Source organism: Candidatus Bathyarchaeota archaeon, from assembly GCA_025059045.1.
In the GTDB taxonomy this organism is placed as follows: Archaea; Thermoproteota; Bathyarchaeia; order Bathyarchaeales; family DTEX01; genus JANXEA01.
This window is the reverse complement of record JANXEA010000018.1, coordinates 15,475-37,071: the sequence shown is the minus strand read 5'-3', so window position 1 is coordinate 37,071 and position 21,597 is coordinate 15,475. Positions and strand designations below refer to the sequence as shown.

The following is a 21,597-nucleotide window of genomic DNA, read 5'->3' as shown; positions in this document are numbered from 1 at the left end:
ATTTCATGGATCAGATTAAGATTGTAGGCTATGCAACTCTCTTCATTGGCATTGCATTGCTGCTTTTCACATTTGTCCTCGCATATCAGCTTCTAATGGGTGTTGAGCCGATTCCAATAACTGGAGATTTTGGAAGCATCTTTGGAGGAGCCTTCTCTCCTCTCATCACATCTGCGATGAAGGTGCTATATCTTGGAGTAATGGGCTGGGTTGGGTCGATACTAACAAGGAGAGGAGTGCAGGTAATCGTTTCGCAGCCTAAAGAGACAAAAGCGGGAGAAGAAAAGTAGGCAACTCATAGAGTAGTAGACGCCATATGAAACATAGTGTTAGGGCAATAGGCTGGACTGCCACGATAGGAACCATTATCATATTCCTCTTTATCGGAGTGGCGGGCTACTCAATATTTCGAACATTTCTCATGGAGGATGGACTGCAGATAGGGGAGATGAGGATAAGCCTCATTGACAGTGAAATTGTGCTATCCATTCCAATCACATTAAATAATAAGGGATATTTTTCTATCGATGAATTTGAATTCGGAACAAGTTTTAGGGACATAAACGGCTCGATTATCGTGCAGAACAGCACAATCGTCAGAGAGATAAGAAGCGGCTCAAACCGGACGATTCAGCATATTCTTGCTTTAGATCTTTTGGACATGGTCTCGAATAGACCTGACATTCTTTTCAATGATACAGATTTCACTCTGAACTTTCTAACGAGATTCCGCTATGCCTACGCCTTCAACATCGAGGTTTCAATAGCGGGCATGCCGATCCACTGGGGCGCTCCGCTATATGGCCTGAGGCTAGAACAGGCTGGACCGCCAACATTCAATGGCACCCACCTAAGGCTCCCCCTCTCCGTGGAAGTTGAGAACCACTCTTTTCTTGATATACGGGGGAACCTAACCTTCATAGTGTACAACAGAGAAGGCCAGAAAGTTGGTTCTGCTGTTCAACCAGTCGAATTGATGCAAGGATCCGGAATAAGAGGGTCGTTTGAGATGATTGTTGGAATATATGACCTATACAGGTTCACGGGAAGCGGCTTTATAGAATACTCACTTAGTATCGCAGGTTTTGAGCAAACTCTAACTATTTGGAGGCAGGAATATGGAATATGAGGAAAGGGATAGATCCGCAAAGGAATGGGCGAAAATCATAGCGGCTAGGATAATGAGGGCTGCGTTTTGGGGCCTCATCATGGGAGGAGAAATGTTGATAATACTGAATGTCACCCAGATCGGGAGACAATTTCTACCCGAGCAGCAAGCGAGTGTAACACAATTTCTACTACTATCCGTAGCATTTGAGGTTGCCATCCAGCTGCTTAAGGGTACATTCATCCCATATCTTCTCAGCGCCGCTAGAACTTTAATATTCATGGCGCTCCTAGTCATGATTACAAGTGGCGGTATGCTCGAGATACCCTTCCAACCATCACAAGGTATGCCTTTCCCATCCAATCTTAACATAACTGTCAAAATAGACTTTAAACCGATCCTCAGCGCCATCCTTCTATTCTCGTCCCTGTCAATCATAAAGAACATTCTCCAGCTGATAGAATTTCTTTCCGAAAGAGAAGAAGAGCCTATGACGCCGCCTGAAACTAGCTGAAACTACCAGCCTGCAAATTTCGGCATTCTTTCAACCTGCACCGAAACTAAAAAGATAATTAAATATATGGATCCTTCTGTCTAATGGTTGCAGCCATAGAGAGTCTCCAGGGTGCGCATAATGTCTCCGGTAAAGCCGCAGAGACCGATGCCAAAACTTCCAATCGAGGAGCGATTAAATAGCTTCAATGAGGTAGCCCTCGGATATAGCGAAGACGATGCGTTGGCAGAGGCTGAAAGGTGCCTCCAATGCAAGGCTCCAAGATGCATTGAGGGATGCCCTGTCGGGGTGAATATCCCAAAATTCATCCGGCAAATAAGAGAGGGAAAACCTGAGAGGGCACTAGAGATCGTTAGGGAGAGAAACAGTCTGCCAGCTATCTGCGGCAGAGTCTGCCCACAAGAGAATCAATGCATGGGCAGATGCGTCCTAGGATTAAAAAGTGAACCTGTCAACATAGGCGCTCTTGAAAGATTCGTGGCTGACATTTCAAAGAGAAAAAATTCCTCGTCATCAGAACACTCCTCATCCACGGGGATGAGCGTGGCAGTCGTCGGTTCAGGACCAGCGGGCTTGACAGCGGCTGCTGAACTTGCAAAACTAGGCCATGAGGTCACGGTCTTCGAGGCTCTTCATAGGCCTGGCGGCGTCCTCACGTATGGGATCCCAGATTTCAGGCTGCCAAAGGATATTGTTAGATCGGAAGTCGATTATGTTGAGAGTTTAGGAGTAAAAATCGAGACAAATATCATAATCGGCAGGGTTGTGAAGATTAGCGAACTTTTTGAGATGGGCTTCGACGCGGTCTTAATTGGCTCCGGAGCTGGCCTGCCCACCTTTTTGGGGGTTCCGGGAGAAAACTTAAATGGCGTATACTCAGCGAATGAATTTCTCATTCGCATAAACATGATGGGAGCTTATAATTTTCCCAATCTCGACACACCAGTAAAAGTTGGGAGAAAAGTTGCAGTCATTGGGGGAGGAAACGTCGCAATGGATGCTGCAAGATGCGCTCTTAGACTAGGAGGCGAGGTCACAGTCATATACAGGAGAACTGAGGATCTAATGCCTGCCAGACGAGACGAGATCATAAATGCAAAGGAGGAGGGGGTAAAATTCATGTTTCTCGCAACCCCCAAACGCTTCATAGGTGACGAAAAGGGATGGGTAAGAAGGGTTGAATGCTTGAAGATCGGCCTTGGAGAACGGGATGATACTGGAAGAAAGAAACCCGTAACATTATCCGGATCAGAGTTCCAATTGGAGGCGGATACCGTAATAATCGCTATTGGTCAGAGACCCAACCCACTAGCCGTTAGGGGAGAAGAAAGAATAAGGGTTGCGGCTGACGGAAGAATCCTCGTTAGGAGTGAAGCAGGGGAGACGGATATGCCCGGGGTCTTTGCGGCCGGAGATATCGTCAGTGGAGATGCCACCGTCATATCAGCGATGGGCGGCGGAAAAATGGCTGCACTGGCGATTCATGAGTATCTTATTAGAAAGTCTAGTGGGTAATGATTGAGTTCAGAGACTAGACTCTAAGCTGGACCTCTTCAACGTATGGTCTGATTAGATCTGCAAAATGCATGATCACGCTCTCATCGTAGGGGTTTATCTCTCTATAGCTATGGTCCCATGCATTTTCTGGCAGAAACTGCTGGAAGACAAACCTTTTACCACCCCTCACCATCTCACCCATCTTCAGAACGTCCTCTCGGTCAACAAGTCTAGGAACAACGGTGTTCCTAAACTCGTAGTCAACATCTCCCTTCTTCAGGATCTCTAAGCTTCTCAACAACGGCTGCACATCTTCAACGCCTAGGATCCCGTATTTATCCTTCGACGTTTTCACGTCAAGAGAGACATAGTCAAGATTTGGGAGACACTCCTCAAGGATTTCCGGCCGAAAGCCATTCGTATCAAGCTTTACCGAGAAACCTCTCTCCTTTAGTCTCCTAACAAAGTCTGGAAGGTCACTATTGATCGTGGGCTCCCCGCCACTTATCACAACGGCGTCAATATACTTCCTTCTAGACTCAAGAATCTCCAGCGCTTCATCTTCTGAGAGGAATGGAGGCTTAGGGTCAATTATAAGCCTCCAATTATAGCAGAAAGGACACCTGAGATTGCATCCTACAGTGAAGAGTATACTGCTTATTCTGCCGGGAAAGTCAATTAGGCTTGTTTTCTGCAGACCGCCGAACCTCATACATCCTAATCCTTCACTAAGCAGGTATCTCCATCATTACGGATCTGTCGAAGGTCTTTCTTATCCTGAACTCAGCCTGTTTACCATCATTCCACTGGTCAACAGGTCTAAGGTACCCAACAACTCTGGAGTAGACTTCGCATCTTACACCACAGGTTGGACAGACCTTGTGCTCTCCAGATATGTAACCGTGAGTCTGGCAGATGCTGAAGGTGGGGGTTAACGTGAAGTATGGTATACGAGTCGTATATGCAACCCTCTTAACTATTTCAGCAGCAAGCCTCCATGAGTACAGCCTCTCTCCTAGGAAAATGTGGAAGACAGTTCCACCCGTGTAAAGTGGTTGTAGGCATTCTTGGTGCTCCAATGCCTCAAACAAGTCTCCAGTGAAATCCACTGGGAGCTGAGTTGAGTTAGTATAGAATGGTTCAGCGCCTGATGAGAGATAATTCTCATTAGCAACCACGATGTCTGGGTATTTTCTTTTATCCGTACGGGCAAGCCCATATGATGCTCCTTCAGCAGGCGTCGCCTCAAGGTTATACATGTTCCCAGTTTCTTCCTGGAACTCCATCAACCTTTCACGCATAAAGTTAAGGACCTTGACCGCGAAGTCTCTTCCCTCTTCAGTTGCGATTCCATACCCGAAGAGGTTAAGCAGGGCTTCATTCATCCCAATTATGCCGATCGTTGAGAAGTGGTTCTTCCAGTAGCTTCCAGTCGACTCCTTAACGTATCTCAGATAGAACCTTGAGTATGGATATAGGCCTTTCTCTGTAAACCTTTCGAGAACCTTCCTCTTTATCTCCAAACTGTCCTTAGCTAGTATCATAAGCTGCTCCAGTCTCTCAAAGAATGAGTCCTCATTATCTGCAAGATACCCGATTCTTGGAAGATTGATCGTGACTACGCCTATAGATCCTGTAAGCGGGTTTGCACCGAAGAATCCGCCTCCCCTTCTCCGCAGCTCCCTATTATCTATCCTAAGACGGCAACACATGCTTCTAACATCTTCTGGCTTCATGTCACTGTTTATGAAGTTAGAGAAGTATGGGGTTCCATACTTTGCAGTCATCTCGAATATTTTCTCCGCCACGGGCGATTCCCAGTCGAACTCATTCGTTATGTTGTATGTTGGTATAGGGAATGTGAATACTCTTCCCCTCGCGTCTCCCTCAGCCATTATCTCACAGAAAGCAATATTGAAAATATCCATCTCGTCCTGCATGTCTCCGTATGCCTCATCCATCAATTGACCGCCGATTATGACAGGCTCGTCCTTCATGAATTCCGGAACGTTAAGATCAAGCGTTATATTTGTGAATGGTGTTTGAAAGCCTACACGTGTCGGAACGTTAATGTTGAAGAAGAACTCCTGAAGGGCCTGTTTAACCTCCCTCTCGTCAAGCCCATCATAGAATATAAAGGGCGCTAGATACGTGTCGAAATTGCTGAAAGCTTGGGCACCTGCAGCCTCGCCCTGCAGAGTATAGAAGAAATTGACAACCTGACCTAGAGCAGTCCTCAGGTGCTTAGGCGGTTTACTCTCAATCTTTCCGGGGACACCTCGGAAGCCTGTTAATAGGAGATCCCTTAGGTCCCATCCTACACAGTAGGGACCCAGCACGCCGAGATTATGTATATGAATATCGCCTGAGTAATGCGCATCTGCTATATTTGGCGGATAAACCCTGCTTGACCAATACTTCTCAATGACCTTCGATGTCAGATAATTGTTTAATCCTTGCAACGAGTAGCTCATATTCGAGTTTTCACGTACATACCAATCGTTAAGATCGAGATACTGTTCCACAAGATCTGAAGAGCTGAGAAGGACGGCTAATTCTCTTAGATCCTGATGCTGCTTTCGGTATAGGATATAAGCCTTCGCCGTCCTCGCATGACCCTTCTCAATCAGAACCTTCTCAACCGTGTCCTGTATCTCTTCTACGGTTGGAACACCATCCTCGCCGAACCTCTTCTCGAGCTCCCGAACAACCTGATCGCTTAACCGTTTAGAAAGCTCTCTATCTGTCCCGCCGACTGCTCTTGCAGCCTTCCATATAGCATTCGTTATGCGTTCCTGGTCGAATGGCTCTAATTTACCATCCCTTTTTCTAACATACTTCATTATTTTCACATCACCTTAGATGGTGACGTCTGTGACGTAGACGTGGGACAATGTCATAGACAATGGATTTTCTGTACAGAAATTTAAATTTTTTTATCAAAAAAATTGTATCAGAAAAAAGCAGAAAAAGCGGATGTATAGTCTAAGAAAACATAATTTGCATCTGTTTTAAACGAGAGACCGTTATATGCCAATTTTCTATGTCTCTGTTGATCTATAAATTTTCCTCTTCATTTCAAAATTCTTCCGAACTATTGAAAAATTAGCATTGAAGCTGTCAGCGTCTCTAAAAATGCTTTGCCTAAGAAAATGTTTATTACGATGAATCGTAAAAAAATTTTTGAATGGTCGTGATTTAATGGCGGAAGAAGTAACACCTATCGTAGAAGAGTACCTAGAGACCATTTACAGGATACAGGAGGAGAAAGGAATAGCGAAAACAAGTGACCTAGTTAAGATGCTGAACGTGTCTCCGGGAACAATCACGAATACCGTAGAGAGACTTGAGAGGGATGGTTACATCACACATGAGCCGTATAAAGGCGTAAGATTGACCGATAAGGGGCTTGAGATCGCAATTCAGGTTGTTAGACGGCATAGACTTGTCGAACGGTTGCTGACAGATATACTGCATATCGAGTGGTACAAGGTTCATGACGCTGCATGTAGGATGGAGCATAGCATATCAGAAGATCTCATAAACCCGCTAGAAGCCGCGTTAAGGCAGCCTAGAACTTGCCCTCATGGAAGCCCAATCCCACTAAGATCTGGAAGAATCATAGAAGAGAAAACTCAGCCATTAGCAGAGATTGATGAAGGGGAGCATGTAGAGATTATAAGGATAACTAACGAGGATCTAGAACTTCTGGAATACTTAGATAGGCTTGGAATTCTGCCAGGAGTTAAACTCGAGGTTCTAGAAAAGGCCCCATTTAACGGTCCTCTCACCTTGAAGGTCGGTGGTAAAATATGTGCCCTAAGCCGAGAGATGGCTTCATTCATACAGGTGAAGCTGGAGTGAAAAGTGTGAAGAAAAGCGAGAACTCAATTGAATTAGAGGTTCCTCTCACATTGCTTAGAGACGGAGAGACAGGGATCATATCCTCTATAGGTGATTATGAAGCACGGCGAATGGATCGCGGCTTCAAAAAGAGACTTATGGATATGGGTATGACTCCAGGCACAAAGGTGACCGTCCTTAAATCAGCACCATTGGATGGGCCGATAGAAGTTCTTGTAAGAGGCGTTAGGCTTGCGCTTGGTAGAGGCGTGGCCGAAAGAGTATTCGTTAGGAAGGAAAGGCAGAATGGCTGAGAAGAAGCTGAGGATTGCGCTTGCAGGTAACGCTAATGTCGGCAAATCCGTAATCTTTAATCATCTTACAGGATTACATCAGCACATTGGAAACTGGCCTGGAAAGACTGTTGAGAAGGCTGAGGGAACCTTACATTTTAAGGGCTACACAATTGACATAATTGACTTACCAGGCATATATTCTCTCTCAACCTTCTCTCTTGAGGAGCAGATTACTAGAAGGTTCATCGCTGTGGAGAAGCCCGATGTAGTAATAAATGTTTTGGACGCATCTTTGCTTGAAAGAAACCTTTACTTCACATTGCAACTAATGGAACTCGAGACCCCAATGGTTATAGCCCTGAACCAGGTGGACATGGCTAGAAAGAAGGGAATCCATATTAATGTTGAGAGGATGGAGGAACTTTTAGGTGTACCCGTCGTTCCAACCGTTGCAACAAAAGGTTTAGGCATATTTCAGCTCTTAGAAAGATCTATCGAAGTTGCTGAGAAAAAACGATCGGCCAAATATTCCGCGGTCAGATTTGGAAAGGAAGTTGAGGAGAGGATTATTAAGCTTTCCCAAATGATTGGACAGATCAATCTCAACTATCCGTCGAGATTTATGGCGATCAAACTACTCGAAGACGATGATGAAATAAGGGCTGAGATATTAAGGATTAATCCGCAAATCGTTGCTGCTGCTGAGAGATTTGCAAATGATATTGAGAAGCTTCATGGGCATGCATGCCCAACCGTCATAACGGCAGAAAGATATGAGATAGCTGGCAACATTGCACGGGAAGTGCAAAAGATAGTTCCGCCAGTAAGACCAAAGTTTGGGGAGAAGATGCACGATATCACGACCCATAGAGTGGCAGGGTACCCGATCATGATTTCCATAATGCTTCTCATGTTCTCCTCAATCTTTGCTTTTGGCAATCTCATCTCCGACATATTAAATAATCTATTTTATAATTATGATATGGAGCCGCTTCTACTTAGTCTCCTTGGGAGAAGCGACCTCAGTAAATTGGTTTTAGGCCTATTCGAAGGAGTTGTGGCAGGAGTCACGATTGCGTTGCCCTACATCATTCCCTTTTATATAATATTATACTTCCTCGAGGATTCTGGCTATCTGAGTAGGATAGCATTTCTGATGGATAATATTATGCATAGGATGGGATTACATGGAAAGGCCTTCATTCCAATAATGCTAGGCTACGGATGCAACGTTCCAGCTTGCCTCGGATGCAGGATTATGGAGACAGAGAGGGAGAGAATCTTAGCGGTCTTCGCCACAACATTAGTACCCTGCGCCGCTAGGACGGTTATAATACTAGGTCTAGTAGGCAGATTTATAGGATTAGAATGGGTTCTGTCACTCTATCTATTCGATCTAGCCATAATATTCCTTTTAGGAAGGCTTGCATTCAAAGCACTTCCAGGAGAACCGACTGCCCTAATAATGGAGATGAGCGATTTCAGGTTCCCACACATTGGAACAGTACTTAAGCAGACATGGTTCCGACTGCTTGAATTCATAAAAATAGCTTTTCCCCTGATAATTATTGGAAGCCTTTTCTTAAAGATGTTAGATGTATTTGATTTGCTTGAACCAATAGCAGCGATGATGAGCCCCATTACAGTTTTGTGGCTGGGTCTACCTTCTTCGACTGGAATACCACTCCTATTTGGCTTACTAAGGAAAGAGATGACGCTTATAATGCTGGCAACACTTTTCGGAACAACTAATCTGATTGAAGTGCCAGGGTTCGGAAGGCTCCAAATGATTGTATTTACTCTTGTGACAATGTTCTACATACCATGCATATCAACGATCGCGGCGCTCATCAAGGAGATAGGATGGAAAAGAGCAGCAATAATAACAATAGTTGAAATAGGGCTTGCACTAATTATAGGAGGCATTGCAAACCGTCTACTTGCGTCATTCTTCGTCTAAAGCAGCAACGAACAATTAACCGGAAATGACTTAACGTAAAAATAGAGGGATATTGGCAATGGTAGCCCGGGAGAGATTCGAACTCTCGTCGGCGGGTCCAAAGCCCGCTATGCTTGTCCGCTACACCACCGGGCTTTTTCTTCTAATTTTATATTGTGAAAATCTTCCGCTTAATTTTTTTAATCATTTAATCTCATCGTCGCACATATTTACTTAATCGTTATTGAATAGGAATTCGTTAAGCTCATCTTTTGCTTTTTCTCTTTTTTTCTGATGTTCTTTTAGGAATTTTTTCACTTTCTCCGCGAGTGCCATTTTATGTTCTCCGCAGAGGAGGTCGCCATTTCGGCATCTCAAGCATGTTTCTTCCAGTTTTTTGTCATCTTCCTCGAAGAGGTAGTAGTCATAATAGTATATTGGACAGATGAAGGGGTCTCCGCCATGCTTTCTCTGCTCCTCCACCGTTGGTTTTCCTCCTGTAAATGCATTCCAGAGCTTATGTTGCGCTGCCTCAGGAGTGTCGGTGGCGAATATGCATGTTTCAGGCATGGAGGCCGACATTTTCCCGCCTTTACCTAGACCCGGCAGAAATTTTGAGTGGATCTGAGCTGGTTTGAAGTAACCCAATTTTGGTGCGACATCTCTAGTGACACGCCAGTATGGATCTTGATCGATCGCCGCAGGTATTAGACAGGGAGTATTTCTTCCAGATAATTCGGACTCGAGGAATGCTGGCGCAGCCTGGATAGCGGGAAAGAAGATGAGACCAATATTTGAACTCTCGGTAAACCCGAAAGTGGCTTTCACCGTAGAAAATGTGACCCGCTTAGCAATCTGAACTGCTAACTTGTATAATAATCCTGAGTCCTTAACGTCCATTATTATCTTCGTTTTTTCGGGGTCGAATCCGATGGCGATGACGTCTAAGGCATTATCGTATGCGAATCTTGTGGTGTCACTGAGCTCGAATTCGGGGTGAAATAGGAACTTTTCATCATCAGTCATTTGGAAGAGGAGCTTCACATCAAACTTTTCTTGGAGATATTTCGTGAATATCCATGGAACCATATGACCGATATGAACTGGCCCTGATGGTCCTCTTCCTGTATAGAGGTAGAACTTTAACCCTGACTCATACATGTCAAGTATCCAATCTAGATCTCTGTGGGAGAAGAAGATGCCTCTTCTTAGCTGCAGATGGAGATCGCCGGTATGCTTCTCAATTCTTTTCAGTAGCTCTTCGGTTATCGGCTGTGTACCGAATTCCTCAATCAACCTACTGTAGTCTATTCTCCCAGAAACCGTCCATGGGGTCACAATCATCTCTTCATCGTTCTTAACCATTTTGCCGATCCCTACTAGACGATTCAAACAGAAGGTTAATCCCTATTAACGTTATCGGTGCGTTCAGTCTAGGTCTTAAAAGATTATGCTGAGAAAAAAATCGATTGCGAAGCCACTACATTCTAAAGTGCTCCAAATTCATTATACCACTTCTCATATAATGAAAGCAATTCTTTGCTTATGCTTGGCTTTCTCTTCTCGATTATTCTAAGAAAGTCGGCCATGGTAATCTCCCTAGGTTGCATGTTTTCCTTAGGCATTCCAGATTCGAATAGTTCGCTATTAACCTTAAGCTGAGCTGATTGGCAGATGTCCATTATGTCGCTTCCGGAAAAACCTTCGGTCCGCATCGCCAACTCTTCGAGATTAACGTCACGAGATATCCTCAGGTAGCCCGTGTAAAGCTTGAACATTCTGAGGCGACTGCTAAAATCTGGGGGAGGAACATATATTCTTTTCTGGAAGCGTCTTATGAAGGCTGAGTCTAGCGTCCAAGGCTTATTGGTTGATCCGATAACATAGACCCTAATGTGGTTATTTTTGTCAATTATGCCATCCATCTCTTTCAGAAACTGGTTCCTCATCCTAGTTTCGCCGCCGACTTCAAGACGATGGGTCCCCATAAGAGAGTCTACTTCATCAATGAATATTATTGCAGGGGAACTGGCAGCTGCTTTCCTCGCCATCCTGAAGACCCTTGCAACATTCTTTTCAGCCTCACCTAACCATTTAGACATTATTGATGCAGCGTCCACCGAAATGAAGGTTGCCTTGATCTCGTTAGCAACGGCTGCGGCGAGGAGTGTTTTGCCACATCCCGGGGGACCGAAAAAAAGGATGCCCTTTGGCCAGCCTAAAGGGAAAATTTTGGGATCAATTGAGGGGTAGACGATAGTTTCCATTATTGTTCTCTTTGCATCCTCGAGACCGACGACCTCGTCCAACTTGACATTTGGAGGCTCCTTTATGATCAGATCTTCAAGCTCATCATTATGTGTTGCCTCTATGGATTCGTAGCTGACTCTTTCTTCTTTAGACGATTTGACGAGACCATATTCCTGCAGATACTGAACTCTTGACCTATATATCTCCGCCCTTTGTATGTAAATTCTGCTCAAATTATGGTTTGGATAGATGCTGACAAGTTTGAGTAGACAGTCGATAGCCTTTTGGTAAGCGATAATTGCCTGATCTCTCTTTCCCTGCCTGTCTAGCGCCACAGCCTCTTGGGCATGCTTCACCGCAAACTGCTCTAGCTCTTCGATGGCGCTCATTCTTATCACTTCTGAATCTTAATCTTCCCCTTTCTCTTTAGTGACTCGAGGGCTTCCAAAATCTTTTCACGCGGGATATTTAATTCTCTGGAGCAGTCTTTTACATTTAGGTCTCCATCATGCCGCTCAATATAATCTAGTATAAGTTGTTCAATTACAAAGAGCGAAGACTCTTCTAGAGATGTGAATGGAGTCTCTTCTGCCTCGGATGGTCTTGGAACTATGCTCTCTGAGCCGTCTACGGCTAAAGCTATGAGAGGTTTGCTCGGTTTAACAAGCCTAGGAATCTCTAGGTTGATGGGCGGTTCAGGAATTCTTCTCATAAGTTCTTGTTCAGCATACTCCGCAGCCTCTTTAAGTATCGATTCGGCAGCAGTGTTTTGAACGATCAATGGCTGAGGCATGGTTACATTAAATTGCGTGTCTTCAAGTATCTCATTAATTGCACTATTGAGATTGGAGATCTCCGGCAATATATTAGGCATAACTTTTGCCACTAACCCAAAAGCATTCTTGACATCGCCGAAAACTTCTTTAATAGACTTTAGGCTCGGCGAGACCGTTTTCAATGTATCAAGCCTTAAAATTGCTTTTTCAACAAGCAATTGCAGATTCTGTATGATTGAGATGACTTTTCTAACTTCGGCAACCTCGTTTGCGTAGATTGTAGCTCTGTTTTTAGAGCCCTCCTTCAGATAATATATGCATGCATCAAAAAGATCCTTATGCCTCTTTTCGAGTTTAGAGGATGCTAGCTCCAGTCTAGAATAGCACTTGCCGAGCTCAAGGGATGCTTGCATCACCAGCTGATCTAACGGCTTCTCCGATTTGCGGAACAAATCCTTGATCATCAGAGCTCCCTTCTGATCGACTTCCCGTAAGTAGAGGAAAGGGAAATTTTACTCCGTCACACGCACCGTGACGGCTTCTTCCTTAGGAGCCTCGGATTTTTCACCTAGCCCGAGAGGTTCGGATACCAATACGGTTTTAACGTCTAGAATTGATTCGACCTCATTTTGAGGTTGCTTTATCTCCTCTCCTTTGATAACGCTTATGATCTTGTCTTTCTCTTTTAGCAGATTCAATTTCCTCTGCTGCGCGTTCTTCGTCTCTTTTAATATGGGCATAAGAGACTGTTGATAGACTTCATCTTTGACTGTTCCAATCTCATGCTCAATCTCTAACAATGCCCTGGAAAGCTGGAGCATCCTGATATACTCATCTTGCGCCTTTACCTCTTTATCAATTTCGTCGAGAAGGCTTTGGGCTTCTGCTTTCATCTCCTTCATAATCTTATCGAACTCTTTGCATAAACTGTCGTAGATCTCTGGCGGGATCACCTTATCATCTGATAGCTTGTTCAATATCGCTCGTTTCCTCATGACCACCGGGAAAACGTTTAACAAGTCTTCTATCTTCTTTCCAACCGGAGATATGAGTAAGACTTCGCCGTTGGCGATCTTAAGGTTCTCAGCTGGAAACTTTGAAACTGTCCCGTCAGCCTCCTCGACCAGAACATCATCTATCTGACCTGAGGAATCGATGATAAATGAAATAATTCTGCCAACATCGCGATTCAGATCATCCTTTAACATCTTCCCAATGAGCTCAGTCATATTCCGGTTCATAGTCAATCTTTTCACCTTACATAAAAATAATGAGACTAGTACTGCGGGTATTTGAACTCCTCTCCAGCTTCTGGTTGTTTAAGCGCTGGAAGCTCTGGGAACTTCTCTTTCATTCTCTGCTCGGCAACCATTGAAGCTTCTGCAAGTATCTTTCTCGCGTCCTCACTAGCTACTTCGATGTCTGGCGAAATCCCAGTTGTCTGTCCTGCTTCTATCATTATGTCGTTTAGCATAAGGCCTATGTTCTCAAGCTCTTTCTCTGCGTTCGGCATGATTCCTGCAATTCCTGTCCTTACACTTTGAAGAACCTGTGCTGCAGGCGCCAGATTAACGACGACGTTACCAAGCTGGGTAACAGTTCTTAGTCTTAGAACAACTCTTTCTAGCGCGAGCTGCGCATTCATCATAAAGTTTGCCATTTTCCTAAGTTCAGCAAGCTCATTGGCGAAGATGCTTGCTCTTTGAATCTGGTTCTTGGAGTACAAGTCGACAATCTTAGAGAACAGATACTTATCTCTCTCTGAAAAATTCGCTATAGTATTTTCTAGGTACTGTATTTGAGCTTCGATCCTCCTTATTGCGAGTTCAATCTTAGATCTTAGGGGTGGAGACTGTTTCAGAACACCTTTAAGTCCACCCTGGTCTTTTTCTTCCCATCTTTTTACGAAGTTTGATGGCAACCGCTAGTCACCTAGCGTAAGGGTGGCTGTCAAGAAATTATAACCTTGTTAATATGCTGGAAATGATGTAACATATATGTAGGCATCAGGATTGATATTGTATATGAAAAATTATTTAACAAATTAGTGTAAATATGATAGATTAATGCGCGAAATTTAGACTAAATTGATAAAATTATTGAGGGCAGAGATCCGGGATTGGTTTCTCACATATCTCCGGCTTAACATCCTTTGCAATATCTTGAACCGTCTCGGCAACTTTACGGGTATATTCCTTGCCAATATGAACTGAAAGTGTGATCTCAATGTTGTATTGTGCTCCTGGTTTTAGCTCGGTAACTCTCTTTCTCTGCCTCTCGAAGGGCTTCGGGTTGGGGAAGCTAGTGCCAGGTTCTAATCCGACCACGTAACCGTCCTCGAGAGCCGCTGTGTTCTTCCATAAAGTGAAAAATGGTAATGCCGTAAGCGAGTATGATAGTGAAACAGCCTTATCGCCGCTCTTGTTCACCAGCATGACGCATGTTCGATCATTTTTGTCTGCAAGTAGCTCCATGAAGTAAACCTTCTCCACAAAACCGTTTTTAGGTGAATCGAAGATGTTGAAGGGTTTGGCATCTTGGCTTGATATAGAGTCTCTTGGAGCTACACGTTTGACCGGCGCAATTAGACGCGCTCCCTCCTCCAGGAATGGAGGGCCAAAGTTGCAGTGATAGAGAATCTGCATCTCGTCTGGGATACTTCGCATATTGACGATGCTATCGTGAATCTTTAGAGAATTGCTTCCAGGAGCTGTTGACAGCGAAGTCTTCAGAGCAAGGTTAGGACCAAACATCGTCCTTTCATAAACCGTACCCTCTACCAAGATTTCATATGGAGGCTTTAAGCCTATTCTCACAGTTACCTTGCTTGCAGGTATATTTGCGATTCTGCCATGAAGGGTTAGTGCCACGTCCTTTCGTCTTCCCATATTATCTATGATCGTATCTATGCATGGTGCACCGAGACTGCTAAGCCCGCAGCGAACAATCCACTCGTTAAAGCCATCCAGCCATCCTAAGCCTCCTCTTGCCTCCAGATTTATGAAGCATGGGTTCACCGGATCCTTGACAGGTGATGCCCATCCTAGAAAATTGCCGTCATATTCGCCTTTCCATATACTCATACCTCTTGTCGGGACAATAACATAGGATAGCCTACCGTTATCTACTGTAATCACGTCAACATCCTCTGAAAGCCCACCATGCAGTCTCTTTTTCTCTACGCTCCAGTCCACAGGGATCCCAAAGTCGCTGCTGGATATTCGCCAGTCTTCAGTAAAGATCCCTTTTTCGACGTCGATTAACGTCTTGGAAAAGTATTCTCCATCACTGGTTCGGCTCAAATTCTCACCTTAAGATAAGTGAACGGTGAAAATATTTAAAAGGTTTTAGTGTTACCATTAAAATACCTCTAAAGATCTCTTAAGGTCATTGTTGTTAAAGTGTGTAAAGGTGAGATATGTGAGGGATAAAACGCAGGGATTTTTACTTATGGCAATAAGTTTTTTGACGATGATCCTCTATTTTTGGGCTATCTTCTTGTCACCTAAGGACATACGGTATTTGGGGTGGGCAATATGGGAGTGGGCGCTAATAATCCCTGTCATCATTATCGTGTACCTGTTTCTGGTAGTGCTTGCGTGGATTGGATGGGCGATGGTTACGACGCCCCCTCCTATTCCACCACCAAATAGGGGGAAGAATGATTCAGAACAGGGTCAGAAAGGCTGATGTTGAGGAAAACGCGACCAATGCTCATGGATTATTTTCCATTTTTCTCCATATTTAGCCAAGAAGACTGAAACTCGAGACTGTATGTCGAACCTCAAGTTTCTAATCTCGCCACGATACCGTATAATGAATGTTGCAAGAGCGGATTCCGCGAGAGTGATGATGTTCCAAGACCTTGTCTCATACTCATAACTTTTGAGCGCTTTCAGTGCTTTGGCCTCATTTGATATACCCTCAGATTTTTGCAGTTCAAAGGGGGGCCAATCATCGAATTTTGAGTATCTATTTTGATCCACAAGACGCCTTATTTCTTCAGGATCCTTATTCTTAATGGCTTCGATTCTCCGGATTATGACGCTTCGAACTTCCTCTTCTGGAGAAGACTCTAATTTGAATGCAAGTCGCATGCCGCAGTACATGCAAAAGTTTAATCCTTCCTGAACTTTTCTCCCACAGTTTGGGCAGAACAATTCACGCACCCCCTCTGAGAAGAATGATCTACTTCTTCAAATAACTTTCTTTTCCAGACTCATCAGTCAATACGTTAAGCTCATATTCTTGAAAACGAGATTATAGGAGAGACTCCTATGGGAAGGAGAAATTGGACTTGGGAAGATCTTCTCAGATTTCAGGATTCTACAAATTAAGCGTAAGCGAAAGGCTAAGATTCGTTAAAGAGTTTGCAGATTTGACGGATGAGGAAGTCCAGCTTTTACAGTCTACTGGCTCTTTAAACATAGAGTTGGCTGATCGAATGATCGAGAACGTAATCGGCACTTTCCCCTTACCCTTAGGCATAGCTGTCAATTTTTTGATAAACGGCAAAGATTACCTGATTCCCATGGCAATTGAGGAGCCTTCTGTCGTCGCAGCCGCAAGTTACGCTGCAAAGATGGCTAGAAGCAAGGGCGGCTTCTTCACAAGTAGCACAGATCCCGTAATGATTGGGCAGATTCAGACCGTGAGAGTTAAAGATCCTTATAGGGCGAAGATGGCGATTCTAGACGCCAAAGAAGAGATAATAAAGAAGGCAAATGAGCAAGATCCTCTCCTCGTATCCGTAGGTGGTGGAGTTAAGGATATCCGGGTTAAGGTTATCCAGACGCTAAGAGGACCCATGATCATAACAGAATTGCTGGTAGATTGTCGAGACGCGATGGGAGCAAATGCTGTTAATACTATGTGCGAAGCCGTTGCCCCCTTAATTGAAAAGATAACTAAGGGCAGAGTCTTCTTGCGGATAATCTCAAATTTAGCGACAGAGCGTCTGGCAAGAGCTTGGACGGTTGTGGATAAAGAGGCTGTCGGAGGAGAGGAGGTAGTCGAGGGAATCCTCGATGCTTATGCCTTCGCCGCCGCAGATCCTTACAGAGCCGCAACTCATAACAAGGGTATAATGAATGGTGTAATCGCCGTTGTCATAGCCACTGGAAACGATCATAGAGCGGTGGAAGCGGGGGCCCATGCCTATGCAGCCAGGCATGGTTGTTACATGCCTCTCTCCGTATGGGAGAAAAATGAAGATGGTGATCTCGTCGGATCAATTGAGCTTCCAATGGCCGTTGGAATAATAGGCGGTACAACGAAGGTTCATCCCATTGCAAGAATCGCCTTGAAAATTCTCGGTGTAAAGTCTTCGCGTGAACTTGGAGAAGTCCTCGCAGCCGTTGGGCTAGCGCAGAATTTAGGCGCTTTACGCGCTCTTGCAAATGAGGGAATCCAGCGAGGACATATGTCGCTTCACGCTAGGAATATTGCAATTATGGCAGGAGCAAAGGGGGACTTAATAGATATAATCGCTGAGAAAATGGTTGAGGAGAGGAAAATAAGGATGGACAGGGCGATGGAGCTCCTAGAAGAATTCAAGAGCAAGACTTGTCAAAAGATTCCGCCATCATCTTGAGAGGCCAATCCATGTGTATGATTTCTTCTTCTTAGTTTCAGGCGAGAATCTGACTCTTCCATGCGCTGAAATCAAAGCCATTCTGGCCTCAGAAGGCGTGAAGTTTCATGTTCTTGAAGAGAGACCGCAAATATTACGGATAAGTGCGGATAAAGAATCCATAGAGAAAGTTAAGCTTAGGTCAGCTATGCTTAAAGTCTGCGGGCTTGAACTCTACAATTGTGGTGCAGATATAAATGCTATCATTAGCTGCGCTAATGAAACTGACTTTGCCCGTTTCATCTCAGAAAAAGAGACTTTTGCAGTGCGTATAATAAGGATTGAGGGGAGCGCTAGACAAATTTCCAGAACATACTTGGAGGGAAGAATAGGGGAGATAATCCTTAAAAAGGTTGAGGGGGCTAAAGTCGACCTAACCGCGCCTCAGAAAATCTTCTTCGGCATCCTAGCTAGTGACCGGTTCATCTTCGGATTGAAGTTAGCAGATGTTAAGCCTAAAAGTTTCGAAGAAAGATGCCCAAAGAGGAGACTCTTTACACACGCCACCACTATGCCACCGAAACTTGCAAGATGCATGGTAAATCTCGCACAGCCGAGGCCGGGCAGTCTAATACTAGATCCATTCTGCGGAACAGGAAGCATCCTAATTGAGGCCGGATTAATCGGCTGCCAGGTTCTGGGCTTCGACGTTAAGAGGTACATGGTTAGAGGATGCGGCAAGAACCTTACGTCCTTCGGGATCAAGCCTAATGGTCTATGCGTATCTGATGCTCGCCTAATCCCTTTGCGTAATGAGACCGTCGATTGTATCGTTACGGATCCACCTTATGGAACAGCATCAAGCACAATTGGTCTGACCCTACGTGAAGTCTTAGATCGTTTCTTTGCCTCGGCAAGTAGAGTTATAAGGAAGGGGGGAAGAATATGTCTCGCTGCCCCAAAGACGATAAATGTCAAGATGATAGGAGAAAAATCTGGCTTCACACTATTAGAATCACATCTCATCCATGTTCATAGAAGATTGACACGCGAGATCGCAGTCTTCCAGCTTACCAATTAAGTATAAAGGGGTGAAAAATGAGCCTCAAGATCACATTTCTAGGTACTGCTGGAAGTGTTCCTACGATAGAGAGATCATTACCCGCAATCGCAGTTCAGCGGGAAGGCGAACTCATCCTATTCGACTGTGGAGAGGGTACACAGAGACAGATGATGAAAGCTAAGATTGGCCTTAGCCGGAACATGAGAGTCCTCATAACACATATGCATGGAGATCACGTCCTGGGTCTACCTGGACTCCTACAGACAATGTCCTTACTTGAGAGGAATAAGCCGCTTCACATTTACGGTCCAAAAGGAATAGAAGCCTATTTTAAAGCCATGATGGAGACTGTCCGCTTTTCGCTAAGTTTTCCGGTTAATGTTACCGAGATATGGCAGGATGGCTTAGTCTTCCAAGAAGATGATTATCAGATTCACGCTATTCAAGCTGAGCATTCTATTCCATCTTTTGCATATGCCCTAATTGAGAAACAGCGTCCGGGAAAGTTCTACCCGGAGAAAGCTCGTGCATTAGGTGTCCCTAAGGGACCCTTATGGTCCAGGCTTCAACGCGGCCATGAAGTGGAGTTTCCAAATGGAAGAATTGTCCGGCCGAGGGACGTTTTGGGTCCTCCTAGGAATGGTCGTAAAATCGTATATTCCGGAGACACTAGACCATCTGATAAGATTGCTCAGATTGCTAAGTCAGCCGACCTTCTTATCCATGAAGCAACATTTTCACAAGATCTTGCCGAAAGAGCTAAGGAGGATGGACATTCAACTCCTATCGAAGCGGCAGTTATAGCGAAGAAAGCAGAGGTAAAGCTTCTAGTGTTAACACATATAAGTGCCAGATACAGTGATCCGGAAGTTCTATTGGATGAGGCGAAGATGGAGTTTCCTAGGGTAGTTGTAGCTGAAGACCTTATGAATATCGAAGTTCCATTAACTGATTAGACTTGAGAAGTCAGAGGCGGCTTAACATCTCTTTTAGCCTAAAAAGGCTTTCATGAACGTTTTTTTCAGACTCTACGATTAGCATTCCTTGGTAACCAGCATACTTGAGAGAGGAAAGAAAACTGTGCCAATCTATATTCCCCTCACCAATGCCAAGGTGAGCGTCACGGTCGCCCAGATTATCATGAACATGCACGTGAACGATTCTATCTGGAAACGATTCGACAAATTTTGGAATTTGGCCGTTCAAGTTTGCATGTCCCACATCAAGTGTAATTCCAATATCATCATCTCGAAGCTCATCATAAAATTTTAAGAAGTCGTCCACGTTCTTTAAGAGAAATGGGAATGGTGAGGGGCCATTCTCAATGGCTATTCTTAATCCTTGTTTGTCAGCAATCCTCTTTAGTTCGAGTATGGCCCGCATGTTTATTCGCCAGTCTAAGCCGGGATAAATGTGGCTTATTCCGGTTCTAAGACCGGGATGAAAGACCCATAATGTCGATCCAAGATTACTTGAAAATCGGATGGACTTCTTGAGACGCTTAAGGACTATTTGCCACACGTCCCTGTTAGGCGATGCGATGTTGATGTCGGCAAACGGAGCGTGAACGGTTGTTGTAAAGTCTCTTTCCCGAACAATCTTCTTTATAGAGGCGATACGCCTATCTGTGAAGAAATGTAATCCTTCATCGACAAGTTCAATATTGCTTACCGGCGCATTCTTTAATTCCTTCAGGAGGATTCGAAATGATTTTCCTAAGCAGTAGAGTGTTGAGAGACCGGCTTTCATCCTTTTTATACCTCGCAAGTCTAGGTTTTCGCTGTCAGCCATTCAATAAGTTGCCGAGGCTGATCACAGACAATTTTAATGCGAATTGGTCCAAGAGGAGATTCGCCTTCTGACTGAGAGAAGGATATGTGGCCCATGTATGCAACTTGTTTGTTAAGGCAGAAGTTTATTTCCTCTTCACTAATGCAACTAGTGAGAAGGGCTCTTGCGGCATCACGAATTCTTTCTCTTTTTAAAAGTTCTTGGAATTTTAATAGGCACTCAAGTCCTTCCGCGTTTCCGATTAATCTTCGCTTATTCTTCTCATCTATAATCTGGAGTGAAAGATCTCCGAGAACCCTCTTTACAGCCACAGCAACCTTGTTCGCGTCTTCTGTAGGATTAACATCTACGTCGACGTAGATTCTTACAAATCTAAAATCATTCAATTTTTAACCACTTCCTGAATAGACGGTCAAGTTCACCCATATACTGGTCAAGGGTTCCTTCATTAACCACGAGGAAATCAGCTTTCGCTATCACTTCGCCTAGTCCAACCCTTACCTCTCGATCATCACGCTCAAGAAAGGATTCCCAACTCTTAGGATCATCACTTCTCTTTCTCTTAAGCAACCGTTTGAATCTTGTTTCTGGAGAGGCATGAACTGCAAGCAATTTAAAGTCCGGGAAAAATTTTCTAAATTCTCTAACCTCATCCATACTTCTAATTCCATCAACAATGATTACTGGCGATTTAGAAGCCATTATTTTCGGAACAAGTCTTTTGGCCAGAGCCTCCGGACCTTCTTCCTCCCTTAACTTAAGCATAAGCCTGCCAAGGTTTTCCGGCGTCGGCTCAAGCCCTCTCTTCGCTGCCTCAACCCGAACCTCATCGCCCATGACAAAGACAGGCAGACCGTATCTCTTAGCCACCTCATGAACTGTGTTTTTTCCTGAGCCAGGCATCCCGGCTATTCCAATTACCATCCTATCAGTCAATTCTACGCCTCT

The 21,597-nt window shown here is 44.4% G+C and carries 21 protein-coding genes, 1 tRNA gene and 1 pseudogene; 10 read left to right on the top strand and 13 right to left on the bottom strand.

What is annotated here, in order from left to right:
- The 4 genes from NZ952_06515 to gltA form a co-directional block, all read left to right on the top strand.
- Positions 1 to 290: hypothetical protein (locus NZ952_06515; protein MCS7120834.1), on the top strand; the 290-nt coding region annotated here is incomplete at its 5' end.
- A 26-nt stretch (positions 291 to 316) separates the two neighbouring features.
- Positions 317 to 1,129: a hypothetical protein gene (locus tag NZ952_06510; GenBank protein ID MCS7120833.1), complete on the top strand. Its 813-nt coding sequence runs from the start codon at positions 317 to 319 to the stop codon at positions 1,127 to 1,129.
- Positions 1,119 to 1,622 (top strand): hypothetical protein, encoded by a 504-nt coding sequence (locus NZ952_06505; protein ID MCS7120832.1) that lies wholly within the window; start codon positions 1,119 to 1,121, stop codon positions 1,620 to 1,622. Before NZ952_06510 ends, NZ952_06505 begins: the two co-directional genes overlap by 11 nt.
- A gap of 120 nt (positions 1,623 to 1,742) precedes the next feature.
- Positions 1,743 to 3,137 carry an NADPH-dependent glutamate synthase gene (gltA, locus tag NZ952_06500; protein ID MCS7120831.1) on the top strand — a complete coding sequence of 465 codons (1,395 nt, stop codon included), beginning with the start codon at positions 1,743 to 1,745 and terminating at the stop codon, positions 3,135 to 3,137.
- A 16-nt stretch (positions 3,138 to 3,153) separates the two neighbouring features.
- On the opposite strand, the gene NZ952_06495 is transcribed toward gltA, so the two are convergent.
- Positions 3,154 to 3,831 carry an anaerobic ribonucleoside-triphosphate reductase activating protein gene (locus NZ952_06495; protein ID MCS7120830.1) on the bottom strand — a complete coding sequence of 226 codons (678 nt, stop codon included), beginning with the start codon at positions 3,829 to 3,831 and terminating at the stop codon, positions 3,154 to 3,156.
- Positions 3,832 to 3,847: 16 nt separating this feature from the next.
- Positions 3,848 to 5,965 (bottom strand): ribonucleoside triphosphate reductase, encoded by a 2,118-nt coding sequence (locus NZ952_06490; GenBank protein MCS7120829.1) that lies wholly within the window; start codon positions 5,963 to 5,965, stop codon positions 3,848 to 3,850.
- 355 nt (positions 5,966 to 6,320) lie between these two features.
- On the opposite strand from NZ952_06490, the gene NZ952_06485 reads away from it, so the two are divergent.
- Genes NZ952_06485 through feoB form a run of 3 tightly spaced genes read left to right on the top strand, consistent with a single transcriptional unit; the run spans position 6,321 to position 9,218 of the window.
- A complete protein-coding gene (locus NZ952_06485) occupies positions 6,321 to 6,983 on the top strand; it encodes a metal-dependent transcriptional regulator (GenBank protein MCS7120828.1) in 663 nt (220 codons plus the stop codon).
- Entirely contained in the window at positions 6,980 to 7,276 is a 297-nt protein-coding gene (locus NZ952_06480) for a ferrous iron transport protein A (GenBank protein MCS7120827.1), read from the top strand. Before NZ952_06485 ends, NZ952_06480 begins: the two co-directional genes overlap by 4 nt.
- Entirely contained in the window at positions 7,269 to 9,218 is a 1,950-nt protein-coding gene (feoB, locus tag NZ952_06475) for a ferrous iron transport protein B (GenBank protein ID MCS7120826.1), read from the top strand. Before NZ952_06480 ends, feoB begins: the two co-directional genes overlap by 8 nt.
- Before the next feature lie 59 nt (positions 9,219 to 9,277).
- Here the strand turns inward: feoB and NZ952_06470 are convergent.
- From NZ952_06470 to NZ952_06435, 8 genes are all read right to left on the bottom strand, one after another.
- Positions 9,278 to 9,353, bottom strand: a tRNA-Gln gene (locus NZ952_06470).
- 78 nt (positions 9,354 to 9,431) lie between these two features.
- Positions 9,432 to 10,562 carry a tryptophan--tRNA ligase gene (locus NZ952_06465; protein MCS7120825.1) on the bottom strand — a complete coding sequence of 377 codons (1,131 nt, stop codon included), beginning with the start codon at positions 10,560 to 10,562 and terminating at the stop codon, positions 9,432 to 9,434.
- Positions 10,563 to 10,684: 122 nt separating this feature from the next.
- A complete protein-coding gene (locus tag NZ952_06460) occupies positions 10,685 to 11,836 on the bottom strand; it encodes an AAA family ATPase (protein ID MCS7120824.1) in 1,152 nt (383 codons plus the stop codon).
- A gap of 5 nt (positions 11,837 to 11,841) precedes the next feature.
- Complete coding sequence (locus NZ952_06455) at positions 11,842 to 12,687, bottom strand: hypothetical protein (protein ID MCS7120823.1); 846 nt, start codon at positions 12,685 to 12,687, stop codon at positions 11,842 to 11,844.
- A gap of 48 nt (positions 12,688 to 12,735) precedes the next feature.
- Complete coding sequence (locus NZ952_06450) at positions 12,736 to 13,464, bottom strand: hypothetical protein (GenBank protein MCS7120822.1); 729 nt, start codon at positions 13,462 to 13,464, stop codon at positions 12,736 to 12,738.
- 35 nt (positions 13,465 to 13,499) lie between these two features.
- Positions 13,500 to 14,144, bottom strand: a complete 645-nt coding sequence (locus NZ952_06445) for a Snf7 family protein (GenBank protein ID MCS7120821.1) — start codon at positions 14,142 to 14,144, stop codon at positions 13,500 to 13,502.
- Positions 14,145 to 14,319: 175 nt separating this feature from the next.
- Complete coding sequence (locus tag NZ952_06440) at positions 14,320 to 15,525, bottom strand: aldose 1-epimerase family protein (GenBank protein ID MCS7120820.1); 1,206 nt, start codon at positions 15,523 to 15,525, stop codon at positions 14,320 to 14,322.
- Positions 15,526 to 15,900: 375 nt separating this feature from the next.
- Positions 15,901 to 16,392 (bottom strand): zinc-ribbon domain-containing protein, encoded by a 492-nt coding sequence (locus NZ952_06435; protein MCS7120819.1) that lies wholly within the window; start codon positions 16,390 to 16,392, stop codon positions 15,901 to 15,903.
- Positions 16,393 to 16,508: 116 nt separating this feature from the next.
- Between NZ952_06435 and NZ952_06430 the strand changes: the two are divergent.
- The 3 genes and pseudogenes from NZ952_06430 (at position 16,509) to rnz (ending at position 19,814) form a co-directional block, all read left to right on the top strand.
- A pseudogene (locus NZ952_06430) lies at positions 16,509 to 17,816 on the top strand (hydroxymethylglutaryl-CoA reductase, degradative).
- A 13-nt stretch (positions 17,817 to 17,829) separates the two neighbouring features.
- Positions 17,830 to 18,876, top strand: coding sequence for a TRM11 family methyltransferase (locus tag NZ952_06425; GenBank protein MCS7120818.1), 1,047 nt, complete (start codon positions 17,830 to 17,832; stop codon positions 18,874 to 18,876).
- 17 nt (positions 18,877 to 18,893) lie between these two features.
- Positions 18,894 to 19,814, top strand: a complete 921-nt coding sequence (gene rnz, locus NZ952_06420; GenBank protein ID MCS7120817.1) for a ribonuclease Z — start codon at positions 18,894 to 18,896, stop codon at positions 19,812 to 19,814.
- A gap of 10 nt (positions 19,815 to 19,824) precedes the next feature.
- Here rnz and NZ952_06415 read toward each other — a convergent pair whose 3' ends face one another.
- From NZ952_06415 to NZ952_06405, 3 genes are read right to left on the bottom strand one after another with little or no spacing between them, the layout of a single operon-like run.
- Positions 19,825 to 20,649: a sugar phosphate isomerase/epimerase gene (locus NZ952_06415; GenBank protein ID MCS7120816.1), complete on the bottom strand. Its 825-nt coding sequence runs from the start codon at positions 20,647 to 20,649 to the stop codon at positions 19,825 to 19,827.
- Positions 20,628 to 21,035, bottom strand: coding sequence for a hypothetical protein (locus NZ952_06410; protein ID MCS7120815.1), 408 nt, complete (start codon positions 21,033 to 21,035; stop codon positions 20,628 to 20,630). The genes NZ952_06415 and NZ952_06410 overlap by 22 nt, the downstream gene beginning before the upstream one ends.
- On the bottom strand, positions 21,028 to 21,573 hold the full coding sequence (locus NZ952_06405; GenBank protein ID MCS7120814.1) for an AAA family ATPase: 546 nt from the start codon (positions 21,571 to 21,573) through the stop codon (positions 21,028 to 21,030). Before NZ952_06405 ends, NZ952_06410 begins: the two co-directional genes overlap by 8 nt.
- Positions 21,574 to 21,597 lie beyond the last annotated feature (24 nt).

Bases quoted from the DNA above. Each gene is read 5' to 3' on its own strand.
- gltA (MCS7120831.1), top strand. From the start codon at position 1,743: ATGTCTCCGGTAAAGCCGCAGAGACCGATGCCAAAACTTCCAATCGAG.
- NZ952_06495 (MCS7120830.1), bottom strand. From the start codon at position 3,831: ATGAGGTTCGGCGGTCTGCAGAAAACAAGCCTAATTGACTTTCCCGGC.
- rnz (MCS7120817.1), top strand. From the start codon at position 18,894: ATGAGCCTCAAGATCACATTTCTAGGTACTGCTGGAAGTGTTCCTACG.
- NZ952_06450 (MCS7120822.1), bottom strand. From the start codon at position 13,464: ATGAACCGGAATATGACTGAGCTCATTGGGAAGATGTTAAAGGATGAT.
- NZ952_06485 (MCS7120828.1), top strand. From the start codon at position 6,321: ATGGCGGAAGAAGTAACACCTATCGTAGAAGAGTACCTAGAGACCATT.
- NZ952_06510 (MCS7120833.1), top strand. From the start codon at position 317: ATGAAACATAGTGTTAGGGCAATAGGCTGGACTGCCACGATAGGAACC.
- NZ952_06405 (MCS7120814.1), bottom strand. From the start codon at position 21,573: ATGGTAATTGGAATAGCCGGGATGCCTGGCTCAGGAAAAAACACAGTT.
- feoB (MCS7120826.1), top strand. From the start codon at position 7,269: ATGGCTGAGAAGAAGCTGAGGATTGCGCTTGCAGGTAACGCTAATGTC.
- NZ952_06415 (MCS7120816.1), bottom strand. From the start codon at position 20,649: ATGGCTGACAGCGAAAACCTAGACTTGCGAGGTATAAAAAGGATGAAA.
- NZ952_06455 (MCS7120823.1), bottom strand. From the start codon at position 12,687: ATGATCAAGGATTTGTTCCGCAAATCGGAGAAGCCGTTAGATCAGCTG.
- NZ952_06465 (MCS7120825.1), bottom strand. From the start codon at position 10,562: ATGGTTAAGAACGATGAAGAGATGATTGTGACCCCATGGACGGTTTCT.
- NZ952_06460 (MCS7120824.1), bottom strand. From the start codon at position 11,836: ATGAGCGCCATCGAAGAGCTAGAGCAGTTTGCGGTGAAGCATGCCCAA.
- NZ952_06505 (MCS7120832.1), top strand. From the start codon at position 1,119: ATGGAATATGAGGAAAGGGATAGATCCGCAAAGGAATGGGCGAAAATC.